The organism is Psychrobacter sp. 1Y4 (assembly GCF_051847555.1).
This window is the reverse complement of sequence record NZ_JBPYDE010000005.1, coordinates 1-21113: the sequence shown is the minus strand read 5'-3', so window position 1 is coordinate 21113 and position 21113 is coordinate 1. Positions and strand designations below refer to the sequence as shown.

At 42.9% G+C, this 21113-nt stretch carries 21 protein-coding genes; 12 read left to right on the top strand and 9 right to left on the bottom strand.

The annotated features are described in order from the left end of the window. The first annotated feature begins 21 nt into the window (after positions 1-21). The 6 genes from panB (at position 22) to ACS8FC_RS05375 (ending at position 5928) form a co-directional block, all read left to right on the top strand. Positions 22-822: a 3-methyl-2-oxobutanoate hydroxymethyltransferase gene (gene panB / locus ACS8FC_RS05400; RefSeq protein WP_439296082.1), complete on the top strand. Its 801-nt coding sequence runs from the start codon at positions 22-24 to the stop codon at positions 820-822. A 58-nt stretch (positions 823-880) separates the two neighbouring features. After that, complete coding sequence (panC, locus tag ACS8FC_RS05395; protein ID WP_439296081.1) at positions 881-1756, top strand: pantoate--beta-alanine ligase; 876 nt, start codon at positions 881-883, stop codon at positions 1754-1756. 282 nt (positions 1757-2038) lie between these two features. Beyond that, on the top strand, positions 2039-2998 hold the full coding sequence (gene rapZ, locus ACS8FC_RS05390; protein WP_439262613.1) for an RNase adapter RapZ: 960 nt from the start codon (positions 2039-2041) through the stop codon (positions 2996-2998). Between the two features lie 119 nt (positions 2999-3117). Next, positions 3118-3630, top strand: coding sequence for a ribosome biogenesis factor YjgA (yjgA, locus tag ACS8FC_RS05385; protein WP_439262397.1), 513 nt, complete (start codon positions 3118-3120; stop codon positions 3628-3630). 319 nt (positions 3631-3949) lie between these two features. Beyond that, positions 3950-4222 (top strand): hypothetical protein, encoded by a 273-nt coding sequence (locus ACS8FC_RS05380; RefSeq protein WP_299218612.1) that lies wholly within the window; start codon positions 3950-3952, stop codon positions 4220-4222. Between the two features lie 44 nt (positions 4223-4266). Next, the gene (locus tag ACS8FC_RS05375; protein ID WP_439262395.1) at positions 4267-5928 is read left to right on the top strand and encodes a S8 family peptidase; all 1662 of its coding nucleotides are present in this window, start codon (positions 4267-4269) and stop codon (positions 5926-5928) included. Between the two features lie 176 nt (positions 5929-6104). Here ACS8FC_RS05375 and ACS8FC_RS05370 read toward each other — a convergent pair whose 3' ends face one another. Next, on the bottom strand, positions 6105-6725 hold the full coding sequence (locus tag ACS8FC_RS05370) for a thiol:disulfide interchange protein DsbA/DsbL (RefSeq protein WP_299218608.1): 621 nt from the start codon (positions 6723-6725) through the stop codon (positions 6105-6107). Positions 6726-7180: 455 nt separating this feature from the next. Here ACS8FC_RS05370 and ubiG point away from each other — a divergent pair, with 455 nt between their 5' ends. The 4 genes from ubiG to ACS8FC_RS05350 all read left to right on the top strand — a co-directional run bounded on the left by ubiG (position 7181) and on the right by ACS8FC_RS05350 (position 9995). Then, positions 7181-8008 carry a bifunctional 2-polyprenyl-6-hydroxyphenol methylase/3-demethylubiquinol 3-O-methyltransferase UbiG gene (ubiG, locus tag ACS8FC_RS05365; RefSeq protein ID WP_439296213.1) on the top strand — a complete coding sequence of 276 codons (828 nt, stop codon included), beginning with the start codon at positions 7181-7183 and terminating at the stop codon, positions 8006-8008. 14 nt (positions 8009-8022) lie between these two features. Next, positions 8023-8733, top strand: a complete 711-nt coding sequence (locus tag ACS8FC_RS05360; protein ID WP_439296080.1) for an HAD family hydrolase — start codon at positions 8023-8025, stop codon at positions 8731-8733. 103 nt (positions 8734-8836) lie between these two features. Continuing rightward, positions 8837-9625, top strand: coding sequence for a YciK family oxidoreductase (locus ACS8FC_RS05355; protein ID WP_439296079.1), 789 nt, complete (start codon positions 8837-8839; stop codon positions 9623-9625). A 103-nt stretch (positions 9626-9728) separates the two neighbouring features. Next, positions 9729-9995 (top strand): DksA/TraR family C4-type zinc finger protein, encoded by a 267-nt coding sequence (locus ACS8FC_RS05350; RefSeq protein ID WP_439296078.1) that lies wholly within the window; start codon positions 9729-9731, stop codon positions 9993-9995. A 52-nt stretch (positions 9996-10047) separates the two neighbouring features. Here ACS8FC_RS05350 and ACS8FC_RS05345 read toward each other — a convergent pair whose 3' ends face one another. Beyond that, a complete protein-coding gene (locus ACS8FC_RS05345; RefSeq protein ID WP_439296077.1) occupies positions 10048-10749 on the bottom strand; it encodes an exopolysaccharide biosynthesis protein in 702 nt (233 codons plus the stop codon). Positions 10750-10769: 20 nt separating this feature from the next. Further along, positions 10770-11531: an osmolarity response regulator transcription factor OmpR gene (ompR, locus tag ACS8FC_RS05340; RefSeq protein WP_439262386.1), complete on the bottom strand. Its 762-nt coding sequence runs from the start codon at positions 11529-11531 to the stop codon at positions 10770-10772. Between the two features lie 572 nt (positions 11532-12103). On the opposite strand from ompR, the gene ACS8FC_RS05335 reads away from it, so the two are divergent. Continuing rightward, positions 12104-14620, top strand: a complete 2517-nt coding sequence (locus ACS8FC_RS05335; protein ID WP_439296076.1) for a Tex family protein — start codon at positions 12104-12106, stop codon at positions 14618-14620. A gap of 129 nt (positions 14621-14749) precedes the next feature. Here ACS8FC_RS05335 and ACS8FC_RS05330 read toward each other — a convergent pair whose 3' ends face one another. The 3 genes from ACS8FC_RS05330 to ACS8FC_RS05320 form a co-directional block, all read right to left on the bottom strand. Beyond that, positions 14750-15349: a hypothetical protein gene (locus tag ACS8FC_RS05330; RefSeq protein ID WP_439296075.1), complete on the bottom strand. Its 600-nt coding sequence runs from the start codon at positions 15347-15349 to the stop codon at positions 14750-14752. Between the two features lie 418 nt (positions 15350-15767). After that, complete coding sequence (locus tag ACS8FC_RS05325) at positions 15768-16583, bottom strand: hypothetical protein (protein WP_439296074.1); 816 nt, start codon at positions 16581-16583, stop codon at positions 15768-15770. Positions 16584-17099: 516 nt separating this feature from the next. Then, the gene (locus ACS8FC_RS05320) at positions 17100-18395 is read right to left on the bottom strand and encodes a saccharopine dehydrogenase family protein (protein ID WP_439296073.1); all 1296 of its coding nucleotides are present in this window, start codon (positions 18393-18395) and stop codon (positions 17100-17102) included. 433 nt (positions 18396-18828) lie between these two features. Between ACS8FC_RS05320 and ACS8FC_RS05315 the strand changes: the two genes are divergently transcribed. After that, positions 18829-18984 (top strand): DUF1328 domain-containing protein, encoded by a 156-nt coding sequence (locus ACS8FC_RS05315; protein WP_021814049.1) that lies wholly within the window; start codon positions 18829-18831, stop codon positions 18982-18984. A 127-nt stretch (positions 18985-19111) separates the two neighbouring features. Here the strand turns inward: ACS8FC_RS05315 and ACS8FC_RS05310 are convergent, their stop codons facing one another. From ACS8FC_RS05310 to ACS8FC_RS05300, 3 genes are all read right to left on the bottom strand, one after another. After that, positions 19112-19405 (bottom strand): 4a-hydroxytetrahydrobiopterin dehydratase, encoded by a 294-nt coding sequence (locus ACS8FC_RS05310; protein WP_299218597.1) that lies wholly within the window; start codon positions 19403-19405, stop codon positions 19112-19114. A 359-nt stretch (positions 19406-19764) separates the two neighbouring features. Beyond that, positions 19765-20049: a GNAT family N-acetyltransferase gene (locus ACS8FC_RS05305; RefSeq protein ID WP_439262375.1), complete on the bottom strand. Its 285-nt coding sequence runs from the start codon at positions 20047-20049 to the stop codon at positions 19765-19767. A 56-nt stretch (positions 20050-20105) separates the two neighbouring features. Next, on the bottom strand, positions 20106-21113 hold a 1008-nt coding region (locus ACS8FC_RS05300), incomplete at its 5' end, for a fatty acid desaturase family protein (RefSeq protein ID WP_439296072.1).

Sequence of the window (21113 nt, the reverse complement as noted above, 5' to 3'; positions counted from 1 at the left end):
TGCAGATTAATCGAGGGTCATATGACGACGTTATCTACGTTAAATAAGTTTAAAAAAGACGGTACTAAGTTCACATGTCTGACGTGTTATGACTCAATGTTTGCACGCATGATGGACAAGGCGCAGATTGATACTATCTTGATAGGTGATAGCTTGGGCATGGTCGTCCAAGGTCACGACTCAACACTGCCAGTTACCGTCGACGATATGGTATATCATACGGCTAATGTCGCGCAGAGTAACAATAGCGCCCTGATATTGGCTGACTTGCCGTTTATGAGCTATGTGACGCTGCCAGACGCAGTAGCCAATAGTCGCAGACTTATGCAAGCAGGGGCACATGTCATTAAGATTGAAGGCGGCGATGAGCTTTGTGAGTTGGTCGCCACATTAGCGCAAGCAGGCACGCCAACTTGTGTCCATCTTGGTTTGACCCCGCAATCAGTCAATGTTTTTGGTGGCTACAAAATCCAAGGTCGCGGTGATGCAGCAGCCGATAAACTGTTGTCTGATGCCAAAGCAGTCGTCGCTGCAGGTGCAGCGCTACTTGTACTAGAGTGTGTTCCAGCTGAGCTTGCCAAAGCAGTCACCCAAGCGGTTGCAGTGCCGGTGATCGGAATCGGTGCAGGCGCAGATACAGACGGTCAGGTATTGGTCATGCATGATATGCTAGGTATGGCACATGGCCGTGTGCCGCGTTTTGTGCATGACTTTTTGACTGATGAGCGCAATACGGCGCATAGTATTGAAGGCGCTTTTGCGCTTTATCAGCAGTCAGTACGCGAAAGCAGTTTTCCAGCAGAGCAGCACCAGTTTAGTTAAGGTATGCTCTAGCTTTTTACGCTCATCTTTTTATGTTTATAAAGAAGAATATTTAATAATGCCAATCATTTACCATCATATCTCAGCGATGCGTACTGCTTTACAGACCCATCGCGGGCAGCAGCGCATTGCTTTAGTGCCAACGATGGGCAATTTGCATAAAGGTCATCTTGAGCTAGTAACGCTTGCTAAACAGCATGCTGATATTGTAATCGTGAGTATCTTTGTCAATCCTACTCAGTTTGGGGAAGGAGAGGATTTTGACAGTTATCCACGCACACTTGATAGTGACGTTGCCAAGCTGACATCAGTCGATGCTGATTATATCTTTGCGCCGAGTATTGATGAGATGTATCCCGTATTGCCGCCTCCGACCTGTGTGCTTGCGGGTGCTATTGCCAATCAATTGTGTGGTCAGTCGCGTCCTGGTCACTTCGATGGTGTTGGGATTGTGGTATCTAAACTGTTTAATATTATCCAACCCGATTTGGCAGTATTTGGACAAAAAGACTATCAACAGTTGGCAATTATTAAGCAATTGGTACGTGACTTAAGTTATCCGATCGAAATCATAGGCGCGCCCATTATCCGTGCTGATGATGGTTTGGCGTTGTCCTCGCGCAATCAGTATTTAACTAGCGCTGAGCGTCACATTGCGTCGGTACTACATCAAGCGCTCCAACGTTTGGCTCAGCAGCTAGCAACTGGCAAGCTAAGTCAACAAAGGATGCAAGCATTATTGGCAGAGACACGCATGTACCTTACTGATGCTGGATTCACGATTGATTATCTAGAGATAAAAACGGATCAGCTAGTCTCAATAACTACTGCTGAAGGCTCCGAGATAGTTGAAAAACGGTTTATTATTTTAGTTGCCGCTTGGTTGGGAAGAGCCCGTCTATTAGATAACGAGTTTGTCACTATTAATGAGTAGTTTTAATGATGGATTCACAACGTGTGGTAATACCTAAAAGACAGAAAACGCTTAACATGCTCGTAGACAAAGTAGACGATAAGATATGGTCAATTCGCTATAAAAACAATACAGCGAGACTGGTATAAATTTTTTGCAGCCTCTGTCAGCGTAGACACAGCAAGCAGAAAGAATTTATACCAGTTACGCATCATGTTACAACGTATCGATTTTATTTGGTATCGACTATACAACGTATGCATCAGTGATTGAACAAACTAGGATGGTGGGATCATGGAAGCAATAGGGACAAATCAAGACAACAAAGTAACGTCAGGACCAGTAGTAACAGACAAGTCGCAAGATGACAGCGTCAGTATTCTGGTGGTGTCAGGTCGTTCAGGGTCGGGTAAGACCTCGGTATTAAATATTTTAGAAGATTTGGGCTATTATTCTATCGACAATTTACCCCTGTCTTTGGTACCAAGTGCCGTCGATAAATTAGTTGGTGAGAGCAGTATTCGCCGTATTGCCCTTGGTGTCGATATCCGCACTCCACGCGCAGATTTAAGCAATTTTGCCTCTATTCATAAGATGCTTAAGCAAACCTATGGCGAACAGACGGTCAAAGTAATCTACGTGACCGCGCAGGACACTATTTTAGTGGCACGCTTTAACGCCACTCGCCGCGTACATCCTCTAATGGCACAAGAGTATGAAAGCTCTACTTATCCGACATACAATCTGCCTGCTGCTATCAAAAAAGAAGAAGAGTTACTAGAGCCTATTGCCAGCTATGCTGATATAAAGATTGATACGAGTAAATTAAACATTCATCAGCTAAAAGAGCGCCTGCGAGATCATATTGGTGCAGACAATAAGATTGTGATCAATCTGCTATCTTTTGGCTTTAAATATGGCAGTCCTATCGATGCCGATTTTATATTTGATGTAAGAATTTTACCAAACCCGCATTGGAACCCTGAGCTGCGTACCGCAACTGGTCTTGATCCAGAGGTTGATGAGTTCTTCGCTGATTATCCAGAGGTCGCCGAGATGACTGACGATATTGCAAAATTTTTGGATCGTTGGTTGCCAGATTTTTTACATAACAATCGCCATACGGTGACAGTTGCTATTGGCTGTACGGGCGGCAAGCATCGTTCTGTTTTTATCACCGATAAGCTGCAACGTTATCTTGCAAAGAGTCTACCTCAAGGTTTGGTAGTGGCCGCAAAGCATCGTGAAAAGCGCCGTTGGTAGCTTTATTGCCGCTGTTCTATTAGCAGATAGGCGATATGTATGATGTAGTATAAAAATTGTGCTGGTACAAATGGTTGCCAGCCATCTCTCATTTTTATTTATTATTTTGGAAAGCTTGTATGATTGATTGGTCAGAACAGGACATGCGCGTCTCGCGTACTGAACTTAAAAAAGCTCATGAACGCTTGCAAGAATTATCAATACCGCTTGCTAGCTTATCGAAAAAGCAACTCAAAAACCTACCAGCTAGTGACTACTTTATGGCTGAATTGATGGCATTGGCAGATATTAGCAGTGCAAATGCCCGCAATCGCCAGACCAAACGTGTTGGTAAACTCATTAGCGAAGAAAACCGCCATGAACTGGTAAAAGCATTGTTTGATGCTTTTTTTCCTAACGAGCAGATTGCTAAAATTGAAAGCTGGCGGGGTAGGCTTAATATTAACGACGAAGGTACGCTCAAGCAGTTTGTAAAACAGTACAAAGCCTCAGAGCGCAACAGCTTATATCAACTGCTGCTTTGGATTGAGTACGCCAAACACATGCAAGATGACGAGCTACTAGTAGAGTCAGAACAAGATCTGGCCAGTTACATCCGAGAAGTTGCGATTTTAACGCAGCTAAAATATTAAATATCTAATCATAAGATATAAAAGCCGACTAAGTTTAGTCGGCTTTTTGCTATATATCGTTTATATAAAATGAATTTTATAAAGGAAAAATATTAAACCGTACGTTTTATGTCGGACAATTTAAGAACTATTATCGGTGTTGCTAACAACATATTTATTGTAGGTTAAGTAAGTTGTTTACAAGTCATATCTCGCCTTATGGTATTTTCTATGCTATCTATATGATATTAAGGTGTATTTATTTTTTGGATAAGTACAGTTACGTTAACATCGTTTCTTTTATTAATCGTTCCTTATACATCAGGTAGGAGTATTATCATTGGCTGAACCTATAATAGTAACTGTGATTTTGAATCCAGTACCGGATCCATCTTTTGATGAGCCAATGTATCACGCCTTTGTGATGCTAAAAGAATGGGCCGCTGATCACAACGTAACCGTACAACCTCCTATAGACACTGATGCGGAAGCTTTACGGTATGCAGCTTTGCTGGTTCCTGATAAGGAACAGGTAAATACATTGATTGTCGAGCTTTTAGAGCTAACGTTCGTTGATACCTGCTATAAAAAGCCAACTGACGTTCCTCCCTAAGTAGTCCTTGCTAAGCAATTTTTGTCTTAATAGGAGTGATAATTATGATAAATAGTTCAGGAAAAAAAGCGCTTGCAGCCCCACGTGAGACGATTGTTATTATGCAGCCTGATGTGGGACTGCGTGCCTCCGATGGGCGTCTTGAGACCACCACAGCAGAACCAGTATCTGATATAAAAAAAGTATTAGATACATATCAAGCTAATATGGTTCCTATGTTTGGCAGTACAGAGGAGAGAGTTGAGCAACAGATGATGGCCGAGTCTGCTGAAGGCGTGGCAGATATACCGATGCCGAATCTGTGTCGATTTTATAAGCTGGAAGTGGATCAAGAAAGGGCGCAAGAAGCTGCTGAGGCAATGGCCAGTTTGAGCCGAGTTGAAGCCTCTTATGTAAAACCTGGTGCTGAACCTCCTGTGATGCTAGATGAACAAAATGCCGCTATACAGGATGAAGTACCTGCTCTTGTGACCCCAGACTTTGTGTCGCACCAACTTTATTTAGAACCCAGCCCTGTAGGGGTGAATGCCCAATGGGCGCACGCACGTGAAGGTGGCCGAGGACAGAATGTTCGCATCATTGATATTGAAGGAGCATGGCGCTTCACTCACGAAGACTTACGCCAACTCCAAGGCGGCGTAGTTGGTGGCACTCAATCACCAGATCTTGGCTGGCGCAATCACGGTACGGCAGTGTTAGGCATATATTCTGGTGATCACAATCGATTTGGGGTATCTGGCATCAGTGATCAGGCTATGGCATCAGCAGTGTCAATCTTTGGTAGTATGGGATCGGCAGCTGCGATCCGCAGTGCAACAGCGCGGTTACGAAGCGGTGACGTGTTGTTGCTAGAGCTTCATCGTCCAGGGCCACGCTATGACTTTCAAGCTCGAGAAGATCAAAAAGGATATATTGCCATTGAGTGGTGGGAGGATGACTATGCTGCTATTTTAGCGGCAACTCGTCGTGGCATCATCGTGGTCGAAGCGGCTGGCAATGGTGCTGAAAATCTGGATGATGATATCTATGAGGTGCGACCAAACAATTTTCCAAGTAGTTGGCGTAATTCTTTTCGCCGATCAAATCGAGATTCTGGCGCTATTTTCGTTGGCGCAGGAGCACCGCCGCCTGGTACTCATGGACGCGATCATGGACCAGATAGATCAAGATTGGGTTTTTCAAACTACGGCGCACTGATCGATGCACAAGGCTGGGGTCGTGAAGTGACGACGTGTGGCTATGGTGATCTACAAAGCGGTTTAGACGAGGACGTTTGGTACACAGATACTTTTTCAGGCACGTCGTCTGCATCACCTATTGTGGTTGGAGCCGTGGCCTCATTGCAAGGTATGGCGCGTGCCCGCGGTAGTGCAATCCTAACACCTACCCAAATACGCCAGTGCTTACGTGCGACAGGCGCTGAACAAACTGATGCACCTGAACGTCCACGTACACAGCGTATCGGCAATAGACCCGATATAAAAGCATTATACCAATATGCCTTTGAGGGCACTCAAGCGATGATAGAAATTGAAAAAAGCAAAGAAGAAGAGTCTATTAAAGCGTTCCAAGAGTTTGAAGCGTTCAAAGCGTTTGAAAGGTTTGAACGCTTCAAACAATTCAGAGCGTTTGAGGAATTCAAAGCGTTCAAAGAAAAAGATCGTGAAGCGTTCGATACAAACGTGGGAAAAGAGACTGACACCTGATAAGAGCTTGCTCGACACGCAGTCTAACTTTCTAGAGCTTGTACCGTTACAAGCTTATCCATAAACAAGCTCTTTTTTCGTAAACTTAATTCTTTAAGACAAAACAACTAAACATAAAAAAGCCAATCGTTAACGATTGGCTTTTTTATTGTCAATAGTAATTGGTGCTCACTAAACTATTTTTTTTCAGCGCGAACTTTATCTACCAAATAATCGACTACTTTAGGAACGGTTGCACCTTCACCCGTTACCACATATTTGCCTTGCACAACTACTGCTGGTACACCAGAGAGTTGATAGCGCTTAGCACCCGCTTGTGAGCGGCCGATTTTGGTGCCTACTGCAAATGAGTTATATAAGCTATTAAACTTCTTTTGATCAACACCTTTTGTAGCGTACCATTTGCTTAGTGAAGCTTGATCAAACAGCTGCTTGCCGTCTTTGTGGACAGCGTCAAACAAAGCATCGTGGGTTTTGTCTTCATAACCCAATAGCTGAGCGGCATAAAAACCGCGTGCACTGGCTTCCCAAACTGGATTTAGCGCAGCTGGCGTCTTAAAGAAAGCCACGTCTTTGTCTTTGGTCTTAGCCCATTTTTCCATATGCGGATTAAGGACGTTACAATGAGGGCAACCATACCAAAAGAATTCGCGTACGATAATAGCATCACCGCTGATTTTCTCTGGGTTATCTAGGACACGGTAGTCCTTTCCTGCGACATAATCGGCTGCTTGTGCGCCCATATTGGCGATTCCAATGGCAATAGCCAGACCAGTCAATGTGATGACACGTTTCATACGTCTTCCTTTGGGAATAAATGTTTGAATTTTTAATGACGATGTTTGCTGAGAAAGCGCGAGGCGCAAGCTGCTTATCATAACGTAAAATAGGGCTGTTTGTGAACCGGATTCTTAATCTACCGTTGTAAAGCTGTTAGACATTATTTATGCAACCTTACCTATAAACAAATTAAACAGTTGTTTTTGACCTGTCAATCCATGATTGAGAGACATATTTCACTTGGCATAAGTTAACAATACCCCTCATAATCGGTCACGATGTCCTTACGCAAAATGCGCGCGCTCATGCTACCATAAAGCCCATGACAGCGCGTAACAACGCACAACAGATAAGTAATGCATAATAGATAAGTAATGACACTAAAGGAAACCTCATGAGCTCAGCCATTCCCCCTTCATCTAACGATCTTCAGTCAGATACGATGACAAACGACATCCCAGATAATACGGATATGACCGAAGTAGAAGCCACGCATACACAGAGGAACGCGTCTACCAATGTCGATCCAAGCGAAGTCGATAAGTTTAATAAACTTGCTAATGAATGGTGGGATAGTACGGGTGCATTTGCAACGTTGCACCATATTAATCCGCTACGTCTTAATTGGATAGAAGAAAACGTCAAACGTGGCTATCAAAATAGCAATCAAGACGGTAATCAAAGTCATGACGCAAAGAAAACGGCTGAGATGGGTCTGAGTGGTAAAAAAGTATTGGATGTTGGCTGCGGGGGCGGCATATTAGCCGAATCGATGGCACGTCGCGGCGCTGATGTCACTGGTATCGATTTGGGTACTGAAAACTTAAAAGCGGCCAGCTTACATGCAGAGCAAAGCCATTTAGAAGACTGTTTACGTTATCAGCATGTACCCGTTGAGAGCTTAGCAGCCACTCATGCAGGTCAGTTCGATGTCGTGACCTGCATGGAGATGCTCGAGCATGTACCAGATCCTAGTGCAATTGTACAAGCATGTTATGATCTGCTGGCCCCAGGCGGTGTCTGTGTGCTCTCTACCCTCAATCGCAATCCAAAATCTTACTTGTTTGCGATCATTGGAGCAGAGTATGTATTGCGCCTGCTAGATCGTGGCACCCATGACTATGCAAAATTTATTACCCCAGCTGAGCTTGATAAAATGGCATTAAACTCAGGCTTTCGTCGTCAAGATATCATCGGGTTACATTACAATCCATTAACCAAACGCTATTGGTTGGCACAAAATGTCGATGTTAATTATATGTTGGCTGTTCAAAAGCCACTGATTGAAGATAAATTTTAATAAGAGCAGACGATATGACTCAATTTGTAAAAGCTGTTTTATTTGATTTAGACGGTACGCTCATTGATACTGCAGCAGATTTTGTACGTATTATTGGTAAGATGAGTGCCCAAAACAATTGGCAAGCCCCGCCTGAGGCCCAGATTCGTGAGCAAGTTTCTGCTGGTGCATCGGCCATGGTGCAGCTGATGCTACGTTATAATGATCAAATCGAGATGAGCGAAGACGCCTTACTGGCTTTTCGTCAGCAGTTTTTGGATGATTATGAGACAGATATTTGTGTCGATAGCTGCGTGTTCGATGAGTTGGAAACGGTACTAGTAGCGCTTGAAGAAAAAGGCGTGCCTTGGGGTATTGTAACTAATAAACCGCGTTACTTATCAGAGCAACTGCTCAAAGTAATGCAATTGGATGAGCGCTGTGCTGTTTTGGTATGTCCCGATGACGTCTCACGCAGTAAGCCGGATCCAGAGCCGATGTATATGGCCCTAGAAAAGCTTGGAATACCCCGTGGCGCTGCTGGTTGCGTGGTTTATGTAGGCGATCATATACGTGACATAGACGCTGGTAGGGCTGCTGGTATGTCGACGATTTTGGCCGCTTATGGGTATATCCCTCCTGAAGATCAAAACAACTTAAAAAGCTGGGGCGCAGACCATATTATCGATACGCCCAAGCAATTGAGCAAATTGTTATTATCCCCCAGCAAGTTTGAATATATATAATTTAAGCGTATTGGTTTGGATATTTCTGGTCAGTGATATCCAACCAGTCTGAGATATTCCAAACATAAACTTTATTATAAATAGATAAGTAGTGGACGAACCTATGAGCGACAATGTGAATCAACCTCTAAGCCATGATGATATTCGTACTTTTGAGCCGCAGGATAATTGTCTAAATGGTAAAACCATCTTAGTGACAGGGGCAGGGGATGGTATCGGACGTATCGCTGCTTTGACCTATGCGCGCTATGGCGCAACGGTACTATTACTTGGTCGTACTACCAGTAAGCTTGAAACTGTCTATGATGAGATCGAGAGCTTGGGCGGTAAACAACCTGCAATGCTACCGATGGATTTAGAGAAAGCCACTTATTCTGAAATGCAGCAATTAGAAGGTTTGATCGTCAAAGAAATCGGTCAACTTGATGGCATACTACATAATGCAGGGATATTAGGCGAGCTGACACCGCTTGAGATGTACGATGTCGATACCTTTGCCAAGGTGATGCAGGTCAACTTTACCGCCACCTTTATGCTCACTCAAGCACTATTACCGTTACTTAAAGACGCTGCTAATGGATCTATTGTCTTTACCTCCAGTACTGTCGGTACATATCCACGCGCATTTTGGGGTGCATATGCGCTCTCAAAACAAGCCGTAGAAGGCATGAGTGATATCTTCACTCAAGAAACGCAAAACACGACTCGTTTACGCTTTAACTGTATCAATCCAGGTGGTACGCGTACCAATATGCGCGCGCATGCTTTTCCGGGTGAAAGCCCGATGAGTCTTAAAACACCTGAGGATATCATGGCAGGTTATGTCTGTCTGATGAGCGATGACAGCATTGGTGTACGCGGTCAAGTTGTGGCATTACAACCAAAAGATTGAAACGCATAATAACTGGCTTTATTTTCTTCAGTATTGAAAACAAGGCTGTTTAGCCCCATCTATTTGTTCTTAAAGACTTTTATTAAATAAGAAAGGATAAGTTATGGCAGGTGGCTGGTCAAGAGATGGTGCTGAGCACGAACAGATGGATGCAACTGTGAATGATGCATTAGATCGTGTCAGAAGTGCTATACCTACAGGCGATAGCGCTGAGTTTTGTGATGAGTGTGGTAGCCCAATTCCACAAGCGCGGCGTATAGCTGTACCTGGTGTTCAGCATTGTGTCGGCTGTCAGACGGAGCTTGAACAAGATGCCAAAGCGGCAGAGCTATTTAATCGCCGTGGTAGTAAAGACAGTCAACTGCGCTAATAATCTTATGTTATGTTTATCATAAAAAACCAACCCGATGCGGTTGGTTTTTTTATAAAAGTACTTGAGTAATTAAAAAATAAATAGTGGCCAGATTCAACAGTAAGCCAGCTAAAAACACATACCCATCTTCTGTAATCAAAGCGATGGCAAATAAAATGACAGAAGCCGCAGGTATCATAACCGCGAAAGGTATGAGCTCAAGAGGAATCATAGCAAGGGCAGCAAAAATACAAAGGGCTGCCGCTACCTTTTTTGCCTTATTAGAGGTTAGCGACTTAAGTCTGGGTTTAACGACTTTGTCGATCCACCTTGTGGCTTTTGATGCAATGTTCACACCTTTGTGCAGTTTGTCCTCATCAAAAGAGATATTATCAACAAATTGTGGTAACCAAGGTCTCTCTTTACCAAAGAGCATCTGAATACTAATCAAAATAATTATAACACCGCAAACTGTCGGCACCCCAGGGATGCCGCCTGTTGGCATGATAGCAATGAGAGCGGGGGCAAATATTAAAGATCCAAAGCCTTTAGAGTTAAGCGTATCCATGATATCGCCGATATCTACCTTGCCCGCATCTTTATCAGGGTCTAATTGCTCAAGTACAGCAGTCAGACTGTGTTCTGATGAAGAATGACTCGACTCTGAATCTTCATTATCACGATGAGCACTTTTATGCTTATCTAGAGTAGCTGAATGGTGGTCTGTACGAACGCCAGATTTATGAGGAAAAGAGTTATCGTCTGTCATCATAGTTCCTAAGCGCTTAGCTTTTATCCGTTTTCAGCTTCAGCATCCGACTCTGACTCATCAGGAACAAAGACATAGCCCACACCCCAAACTGTTTGAATATAACGGGCCTGTGATGGGTTGTCTTCTATTAGGCGGCGCAAGCGCGATACTTGAACATCGATTGAGCGCTCCATCGCGCCCCATTCACGGCCACGTGCAAGATTCATAAGCTTATCACGCGTCAATGGTTCGCGCGGATGCTGTACGAGGGCCTTTAAGACAGAAAACTCTCCTGTCGTCAATGTCACGACGTTGCCGTCACGTTTAAGTGTACGCGTCGATAAATCAAGCGTCCATGGTCCAAACTCAACCACTTCTAGCTGATAGCTTGGTGCACCTGGCAGCTCGCGGTTTTGACGACGCAATACCGCTTTGATACGTGCTAATAGCTCTTTTGGGTTAAAGGGCTTTGGCAAGTAATCATCAGCGCCTGCCTCCAAACCGGCAATACGATCCGCATCGCCACCTTTGGCGGTCAGCATGATGATTGGAATATCACCGTTGTCATCACGTAGACGTCTACAAATACTGATACCGTCTTCTCCTGGTAGCATCAAATCCAATACTACTAAAGAAAACAATTCACGCTGCATTAGTTTGTCCATTTGACTGGCATCGTGAGCCGTCCGTACTACAAAGCCATCATCTTCTAGAAAACGCTGTAATAAAGAACGTAGGCGTGCATCATCATCGACGACTAAAATACGTTGGGTCATGCTATCGGTGCTTTTATTATCAGTCATGCAGATATCCTTTAATGAATAGTGTTGTTACCAAAAACTGTTGTTACCAAAGATTGTCATTGCCAAGAGCCACTATATTGTCAAAAATTATGATTGTTATTGATAATCGACACATTAGATACTAGTACCATCTTGAGGGTAGTGGTTGTTATGAGTTCATATCAATCTATTTAACAGTCAATTTATGTGGTATCCATCCCACTAAATACTTATAACACAAAATCAAAAATGCTACGGTCAAAAATTCTAAAAAAGTAATAGTAACAAAAACCGTTTTTAGAGCAAATCTGACCATTCATACCTTTATTGAAGGGTTTGAGGAAGATTGATATTTTTAATCTTATAGCTTTAGTGTATAAGATTGGACAGGCAATTGCATCATCCATAGACATAAATGCTGTATGCGTTTGTTTAACGTAGCGATTAACGCTAGTTTATATGAAAACTTAAACCATAAAGACTATTATTTGAGCGATAAAGACTATGATAAGTAATGAAGATATAAAAAGGATTTTTATTCATGCAGCTTTTGCTATAATGCCAAACTACATTTCTCAACGATTGATACGGATATGAGTAGCACTGATACCTTAACGGCGTCTCAACCCTCGACAAATACACAGGGCCTAGATGCAACCACACACGCGAATATTCACGACAAACTTGCTCGCGCGCTTGGCATTAAGACTGCTCAAGTCAATGCGTTTGTCAAACTCTACGATGAAGGGGCCACTGTCCCGTTTATTGCACGTTATCGCAAAGAAAAGACGCAAAATCTTGACGATGCGCAGCTACGTGCTTTAGAAAAATCGCTCAATTATGAGCGCGATATGGCAACACGTCGCCTCAAAATTACTGAGCTTCTCAGCACACAAGGCAATTTGACAGACGAGTTGCAGACCCGTATTGATAATGCGACGTCTAAGCTTGAGCTTGAAGACATCTACCTGCCATACCGTCCGCGTCGCCGTTCACCGGCTGCCAAAGCACGCGCCGCTGGTCTCGATGTTGCTGCGCAAGCGGTCTTGACGCAAGGGATCACGCCAACAGATGCACTGGCTGACTATCAAGCGCCATCTAGTATCTCTGACGATAGCGGCAATGAGATTGAAGTTGACTTCAGTGATCTTGAAAAGCAACTGGCTGGTGTCCAAGCTATCATCGTCGATGAGTGGACACAGGCATTGGATTTGCTTGATGGTCTGCGTAATGGTTTTGCTAAAACGGCTAGTATCGTATCGAACGTGGCCAGTGACGAGAAGCGTGAAGTAGGCGAGAAGTTCAAAGATTACTTTGAGCATAGCGAAAGCCTTGCGCGTCTGCCCAACCATCGTCTATTAGCGATGCTACGCGGTCGCCAAGAAAACGTCTTAGGTCTCAAAATCGAAGGCGAAGATGCCCCTTTTATCGAAAAAATCATTAGTCATTTCGATGTCGATTCTAAAGCGCCAGCTGAGCGCCGTGAGTTTTTAGCAGAAGCTGCTAGCAGCTTATGGAAAGATAAATGGCGTCCGCATATCGAACATCGCTTATTGACTGAAAAGCGTCTGACTGCTGAGGCGGATGCGATTGATGTATTTGCTAATAATTTACAGCATCTACTCATGTCAGCACCTGCTGGTCGTAAAGTTATTTTAGGTGTCGATCCTGGTATTCGTCATGGCGTCAAAATGGCGATTGTCGATGCCCAAGGCCACGTCATGCTAGATAGCGAAGACAAGCCTGTGGTGGCGACTGTCTATCCATTTGCTCCTGACAATAAGATGGATGAAGCCAAAAAAGTCATTGATGAGTTATTAAGTACTTATAACGTTGATCTAGTGGCTATTGGCAATGGTACTGCTAGCCGCGAAACAGATGCGATGGTTAAAGAGATATTGGCTGCGAATGATGCTCTAAAAGCCAAAGCTGTTATCGTTAATGAGTCTGGCGCATCTGTCTATTCTGCCAGTGAGCTTGCTAGTGATGAGCTTGCCAACCTAGATGTCTCTGTACGCGGCGCGGTATCTATCGCTCGCCGCTTGCAAGATCCACTCTCAGAGCTGGTCAAGGTTGACCCAAAAGCGATTGGTGTTGGTCAATATCAGCATGATGTGAACCAAAGCCAGTTAGCTGATAGCCTTGATAAAGTTACCCAAGACAGCGTGAACGCGGTTGGTGTTGATGTAAATACGGCGAGCCCTGCCATCTTGGCTCATATCGCTGGTCTGAACCGCAATGTCGCGCAGCAAATCGTCACTTATCGTAAAGAGCATGGCGCATTTGATAGCCGTGAGGCGCTCAAAAACGTACCGCGCTTAGGTGCTAAGACCTTTGAGCAGGCAGCAGGCTTCTTACGTATCCATGACGGTAGCAATCCACTTGACGCCACTGGCGTGCATCCAGAAAGCTATGAGCTGGTCGACAGCTTATTGGCGCAAACAGACAAGGTATTATCAGAGGTGCTCGGTAATGATGGTGTGCTAAATACTATCGATACCAATGCGCTCGCGGCAAATGATGACAATATCAGTGTAAAAGCGATTATTGAAGAGCTGGCAAAACCAGCACGCGATCCACGTCCTGAGTTCAAAACTGCTAGTTTCCGTGAAGACGTCAATAGCATTAAGGACTTAGAAGAAGGCATGCAGCTTGAAGGCGTCGTGACCAACGTGACCGCTTTTGGTTGTTTCGTTGATGTTGGCGTACATCAAGACGGCTTAGTACATATCTCACAGATGGCCAATGACTTCGTTGCAGATCCGATGAACCGCGTTAAACCAGGTGACATCGTTTCGGTGCGCGTCATTTCTATTGATGAAAAACGTGGCCGCATTGGTTTTAGTATGAAGCCTGAGTCTGAAAAGCCAGCGCGTTCAGTAGCAAAGCCTACTTCAAGCACTGGTAATGATGACAAAGCCAGCCGCCCACGTAGCAACCGCCCAGCCGCCGATAAACGCCCATCAAAACCACGTGGCAACCGTCAAGACAAAGACAGCGCTAATAACCGCAGTAAAGCGCCTAGAGCTGATAAAGCTGAAGCGCCTAGCAAAATGGGTACACTTGGTGCACTGCTACAAGAAGCGGGTGTAACAAAAACTAAGAAATAATAGCAAGTAATTGATAAAGAGACATAAAAAGGCAGCCTAACGGCTGCCTTTTTTATGCACACAACATATGTTTCCAGTAGTGATATATCTTTAACAAGCCATCGCTGAATTATCGTTAGTTAAACAACATTAACGTGGCATAACACGGCGATTTTCGCTAAATTCAACTTCAGCAGGCTGAGTTGCTAGTAATTCACCACGGTTATCTTTAGTTTTCTCTTGCAGCGTAACTGTTGCGTTTGCGCTGTTAGGGTCATCGTTAAGCACTTCACCTGCAATCAATGGCTGATATTCATTATTGCTATGTTGTTGGTTTAGGGCTTGCGGGGCAGCTTGCTCAGAGTCGAGATTGGTCATCTCATCAGGGTTGCCCATCATGTTTGAATCGTTCATCTCATCAGGATTGCCCATCATGTCTGGATCGTTCATCTCATCAGGATTGCCCATCATGTTTGGGTCATTCATCTCATCAGGGTTACCCATCATGTTTGGGTCGTTCATCTCATCAGGGTTCGTTTCAGCAATATTTACATCACTTTCTACTTCACCCGGTTGAGTGGCCAATAACTCACCATCTGGGCCTTCAATCTCAGCTTGTAAAGTATTAGGTGCAGGAGTATCGCGCATATCTGCTGGTGTAATATTGCCCTGATCCATAGGAGCAGCCATGGCAATACTTGGCATTACTAAAGCTGCGCCGATGATTAATGATAAAGTACGATTTTGCATCAGTTAATTCCTTGAGTCACAAGTTTTATTAATCAGCTTAAAAATATGTTTAAGCTTGATCGTTATTCCTTTAGTTATCCATCTACTTAACGTCTTAAATATAACTGTTTAATATATTTAAAACGTCAACTGTAGATAGAACAAAATCATGACAACTGGGTTATAGGTTGTCATGACACATATAAGTAAAAGATTTATAAAATAGCTATAATCTCAACACGCAAAGTACCAGCTCTCATGCTGGTACTTCAGTAGTAAACTCATTAAAGGTCTAACAGATTGATGTATTCGTGTGACGATATGCAAGTGCTGTGTCTGTAAATATGTATAAATTTTGACCGATAATTTAGGATTTAATATCAATAAAATATGACACGTTATCCTTTGATGGTAAGCCAACTATACATTCTACAATGAGCTATTCGGCAGTATCTGGGTCCACAACACGTGATGATGTATCATTGTTAGGTACACGAGTAACTGGAAAAGTCTGATTGATTTCGATTTCATCAACGATTTGCTCGTCAGCTTCTTGACCAACAATCGTAGCACGCTCAGTACCATCTTCGATGGCTACTGCTGTACCTTCCGCCGTTTTGATACGTTTAATCTGGTCTTCTGGAGCATAGATGACCTCTTTCACACTATATTTAGTAGGACGAATAACGCGCTTAGTTGCAACGACGACTGGCTCTACAGTACGCGCTTCTGCCACAGCCACTTGCGCTTCAAGAGATGTCACTTCGCTTACTACAGGAGTTGGAAACTTATCACTAAAATGATTGTCGCACTGTTGCATGCTCAAACGTATAGGGTCACCACTTTTATTCATGTAGACATTAACTGGCATATCAGGGGCGATAGGCACGTATTTACCGACCAATGCACCCGAAACACCATAACGATCATCCGATTGACCGACACCCAAATCACAAGCACCAGCTGCATAATCTGACGTTTGCAAATTATTGCCGCTAACCACATTTTGAGGAATCATAACTTCGGACAAACGCATTGTTTTGACAGAAGCTTCACCAGCGCGGCGTTTTGGCTTTTGATAGGTATAAGGGGTGTAGAATGTAGCAGAGCCGTCTTTTACCGCGGTGACACATTCTTCATAGCTGTCGTAGCCTACGTTACCATGTTCATCAGTAACCATAGCTGCATTGGCAGAATGCGCAAACATAGCTAGGCCTGACGCTAACATGGCTGTCGTTAATATATTCAATTTCATAATAGATTCCTCTCAATGACTGTTGGTTGTCGTTGTTATTCAACCGTTATTTTACGATTTCAGTTTAAAGAACAGTTATTTGAGCGTTATTTTCTTGCTCTTAACTTATCGTTTTTTAGCTATTTGAACTGGTTATTGAAGCCTTATCTAATCAATTTTATAGACACAATCTTCACAGGTTGATAACTTTATTAAGGGTACGTGATATAAATGATGGTCGCTGTTTCATTGCATTAACGAAATGTGTCGTTATGTGGCACATAACCATGAATTGGTGATAATACTTACGTAAGAAATACACAATTATCGTTCGTTAACATTGCTGACTTTAATACTTATTTAACACATTTACTAAATATTAGTTTAGTCATGTGCTACCTCTTTTATCTTGACTCGACTATCACTCTGTTAATTTATCCAGTCGTTTAGAAGTCTAAATAGTAAAGCTCAAAGCAACAAAAAAGCCGCACTCTATAATTAAAGTGCGGCTATCATTCATGATATATTTTACGGTTATTATTGGTCAACGACTTCAAAGCTAAGACCAGCGTGAGTCTCTAAGCGCGTTAATAGCTTATCACCCATCGCAGAAGCGGGTGTCCAAAAACCACCTGACACATCCTCTTTAGCGATATCTTGAGCAAGACATAAGGCTGATTGAGCAAGCATACGTGAGGTGCTGCCATAGCCTGGGTCTTTATTGCCTGTGACCTTAGTATTGATACTATCCTTGTTGGCAGTCTCACCAAAAAAACGAATATCAAAGTAGCCGTTTTCTTGTTCAGACTTAGAAGGTCCAGAGCCTGACTTTGGTAAGATATGTTTTGAGAGCAGCTCGCGACTCGGTTTAAACACCATTGCCGTAGCAAACCCCAACAATCCAACGCTCATACCGTAGCTCATTAGTTTGCCTTTCACCCCATCCTTCATCCACATCGCTTCGTCATATTTAAAATCACGGCCATATTCGTAGCCTAAGAGCTGATTACTACGATGAACGATGCGCGTATTAATGCTTGCCATCACAAAAGGCGCCAACCAACGTTCCTGTTGCTCATCATACTCAGGTCGGCTGACATTCTCTTGACGCACGCTAGGCGCGTCTTTATCGTCGTTGAGTAAGTAGGGGTTAGCAACTTGCTTACGGCGCCCTTTATCTTGACCGACTTCTTCAAATATAGTGGCCATAGAAGCAACTGTACCGCCCGACAAGCCACCTTTTGCCGCTTTTACTCTCATATTGATGACCGTACAGGCTTCATTAAACTGCTTCTCAGCTTTTTGCTGGGTGTAGTAGACACCTAGGTCTGAGGGGATAGAGTCAAATCCGCACGAATTAACAATACGTGCGCCGCTTTGCTTCGCAGCGTCTTGATATTTGTCCATCATATCTTTAATAAAAATGGCTTCGCCTGTAAGGTCGACATAGTCGGTACCATTTTTGGTACACGATTTAATCAAAGGTTCGCCATATTTGAGGTAGGGACCAACCGTTGAGATAATAACTTGTGTTTGTTCGGTCATCTTATCCAGACTGGCATCATCATTACTATTAGCGACGATGATATCGATCTTCGCTTTAGTATCTCCATTCTGCTGCACTGAGCTAAGCTCAGATTGCAGTTTTTCTAATTTTTCTTGGTCGCGACCAGCGATTGCCCAAGTGACGGATTGTGAATCTGCATCACTTTGCTTGCTGGTATCTGCCAAAAATTGCGCTAAATAATGCGCAGTAATTTGACCGACAAAACTCGTTGCACCGTATAAAACGACAGCATATGTGCGTTGTTGAGTATCCATATCATTATTCATATTTTTTCCTTACTATTTTTTAGATAAATGAGAGCAGAGTAATGCTTAGATTTTTACGTCATATAAACGTTTGATAGCGTTATGAGTTCAAAGTCAACTTAGAACCATACCAGTTATATATCGGTTTGATAAACGACCAATAACCCAACTTTGTCCAAAACAGGGCAATGAGCATACATAAGTTACATAACATATCGTGATCATTACCAAACTGAACGTTTATCTGCTCTAAAAGGTTGTTAATCTACTACTACAACTTATAAGAAATAATATTAACAACAATAAGCATTAAGAGTAATCGAATTTAGCGAACCTGGCAGTATTGATTGTTTATAGGACTTATCGTCTGTAGGTTGATAACCGATCATATTACTAATATGCGTTGGTTTGCTCTATTTATATTCTGGATGTTTTTTGTTTAAGGAGAAAGATTATGTTTCGTTGGGCGATTATATTTGCTGTTATTGCGCTATTAGCAAGTTTGTTAGGGTTTGGCGGCGTTGCTGGACTATCTGCTAATTTGGCCTATATTTTCTTAGCAGTAGCAGTTATCTTGTTTATCGTGGCGTTTGTTAGCCGTAAAATGTAAACAGCACAACATATTCATAATTGATAAATGCTGCTTATTTAGCATAAAAAAACGTCCTCAAGTGAGGACGTTTTTATTTGTGTTTTCACTAAGTCGGTATTAATTAAAAATATTGAGCAATACAATCTTATAGACGTTTAGGTTGAATAATATGTTCCATACGTTTTGCTAAGCGAATATCATGGCTGGTAATACCGCCCGTATCATTAGTCGTCAAACGTACCTCGACGATGTTATAAATATTTTTCCATTCAGGATGATGCTCAAGTGCTTCAGCATAGAATGCTGCTTGATTCATAAAACTCATGGCTTCGACGAAGTTACTAAAATGGTAAGTTTTTACTATACTGTTCCCATCACGCTGCCAACCAGTAAGGTCTTCTAGCTGCATATCAACTTGTTTGTCGGATAAACTACTCATACCGATATCCTTTATTATTATGTCGTGGTTAATAAGAGTGTTGTCGTCATTGATTAAAATGCTATCAATAATCGCACCTTTTTTATTGGTAAAACTGGTATTTTGTTTTAACTATTACTATTTGATACTTATATTCAAGCGTATTACGTATTGCTACTTAATAGAGAACAAAAAACCCACCTATCCTTTACATCCTGCCATATATCCATGGATAAATATATAGTTAGATAGCTTAAATAGATAGGTAGGCAATGGGTTAGTCGGTTCTGTTAGGTAAGATTAAGGCGGCCCATTTAAATACTTAGACATACTATGACAGGTATTTTAGGCTGTCATATTGATACTGTATCATACAGCTACTACACCAAGTCTTTGTATTCTGGATGCTTGCTAATATAAGAGGATACAAACGAGCATTGTGGCACGACTTTTTTGTCATGATCACGTGCATAGTCTAGAGCATGTTTGACTAATTTTGAACCCACTCCGCGCCCACCAAGCGCTGGCGGTACAATCGTATGGTCATAAACCAAAGCATCACCACGTTCTTGATAACTAATATAGCCAGTTTGACCTTCTATCGTAGTCTCAAAGCGATTGCGATCTTCATTATGCGTGATATCTAACGGTTGTTGATTACTCATATAAATCTCCAGTTATTGGGTATATTTTATTGATGTGATTCAACATAGAATAAAGATTATTTATAATAAAATAAAGCATGACGCACGACGGGTGGCAAGTATTTACTCAGACCTTGCGTAACAGTTAAGGACGTCTTTGCTTGGCTTGTCTCATTATTTTTATCCATAACCATTTGCGTTTGCAAGTATGAATCTCGCTTATCATTACTTGGTTTACTAAAGTGATAAATACGTTTAATGACTTGGGTAAGCTGCGCACCAAAGCTGCCTGTATTGTAAGGTAGGCCATACTTTTTGCATATCTCTTGTACTTGCGGGGCCACGCGTGTGTAATGGTTGGCTGGCATATCAGGATAAATATGATGTTCAATTTGATGCGACAAATGACCGGTCAAAATATGGAACCACTTGCGACCTGTGATGTTGCTTGATCCTAATATCTGTCTGGTATACCAGTCGCCGCGACTCTCATTGTCATCTAAATGCGTATAGATATGTGCCTGCTCGGTAAAATGACCACAAAATATCACCGCCCAAGTCCAAACATTACGTACGATATTGGCAGTCACGTTGCCACTGGCTGTCGTCATAGCACTACGCGCGCCAAATACCAGCCCACTAAACATAGGCAGAACCAGATAATCTTTGCCTATTTGTCGCTTTATCTTGTCAAATAGCGCTTGTGACTTGGGTGTCATGACATCTACCAAGTGCGCGTCATGTGCATATTCATCAACACTGATCTGAATATCGTGAAAGGCCACTGCCCATTCAAACCCTAATGCCAGTATCATGGTGATCAATAAATTATTACTATCGCTTGGCGTCCAAGGCTGCTCATCGGTCACTCGAATCAGATGATACCCCACATCGTGGTCACGACCAACGATGTTGGTAAAGGTATGGTGTAAGTAATTGTGCGAGTGCTGCCAAAGCGGCGCAGGACAGACAATGTCCCAATCGAACTTTTGACTGTTCAGATGCGGATGCTGCATCCAATCATACTGACCGTGCATGACATTGTGACCAAGCTCCATGTTGTTTAATATCTTGCTAAAACTTAG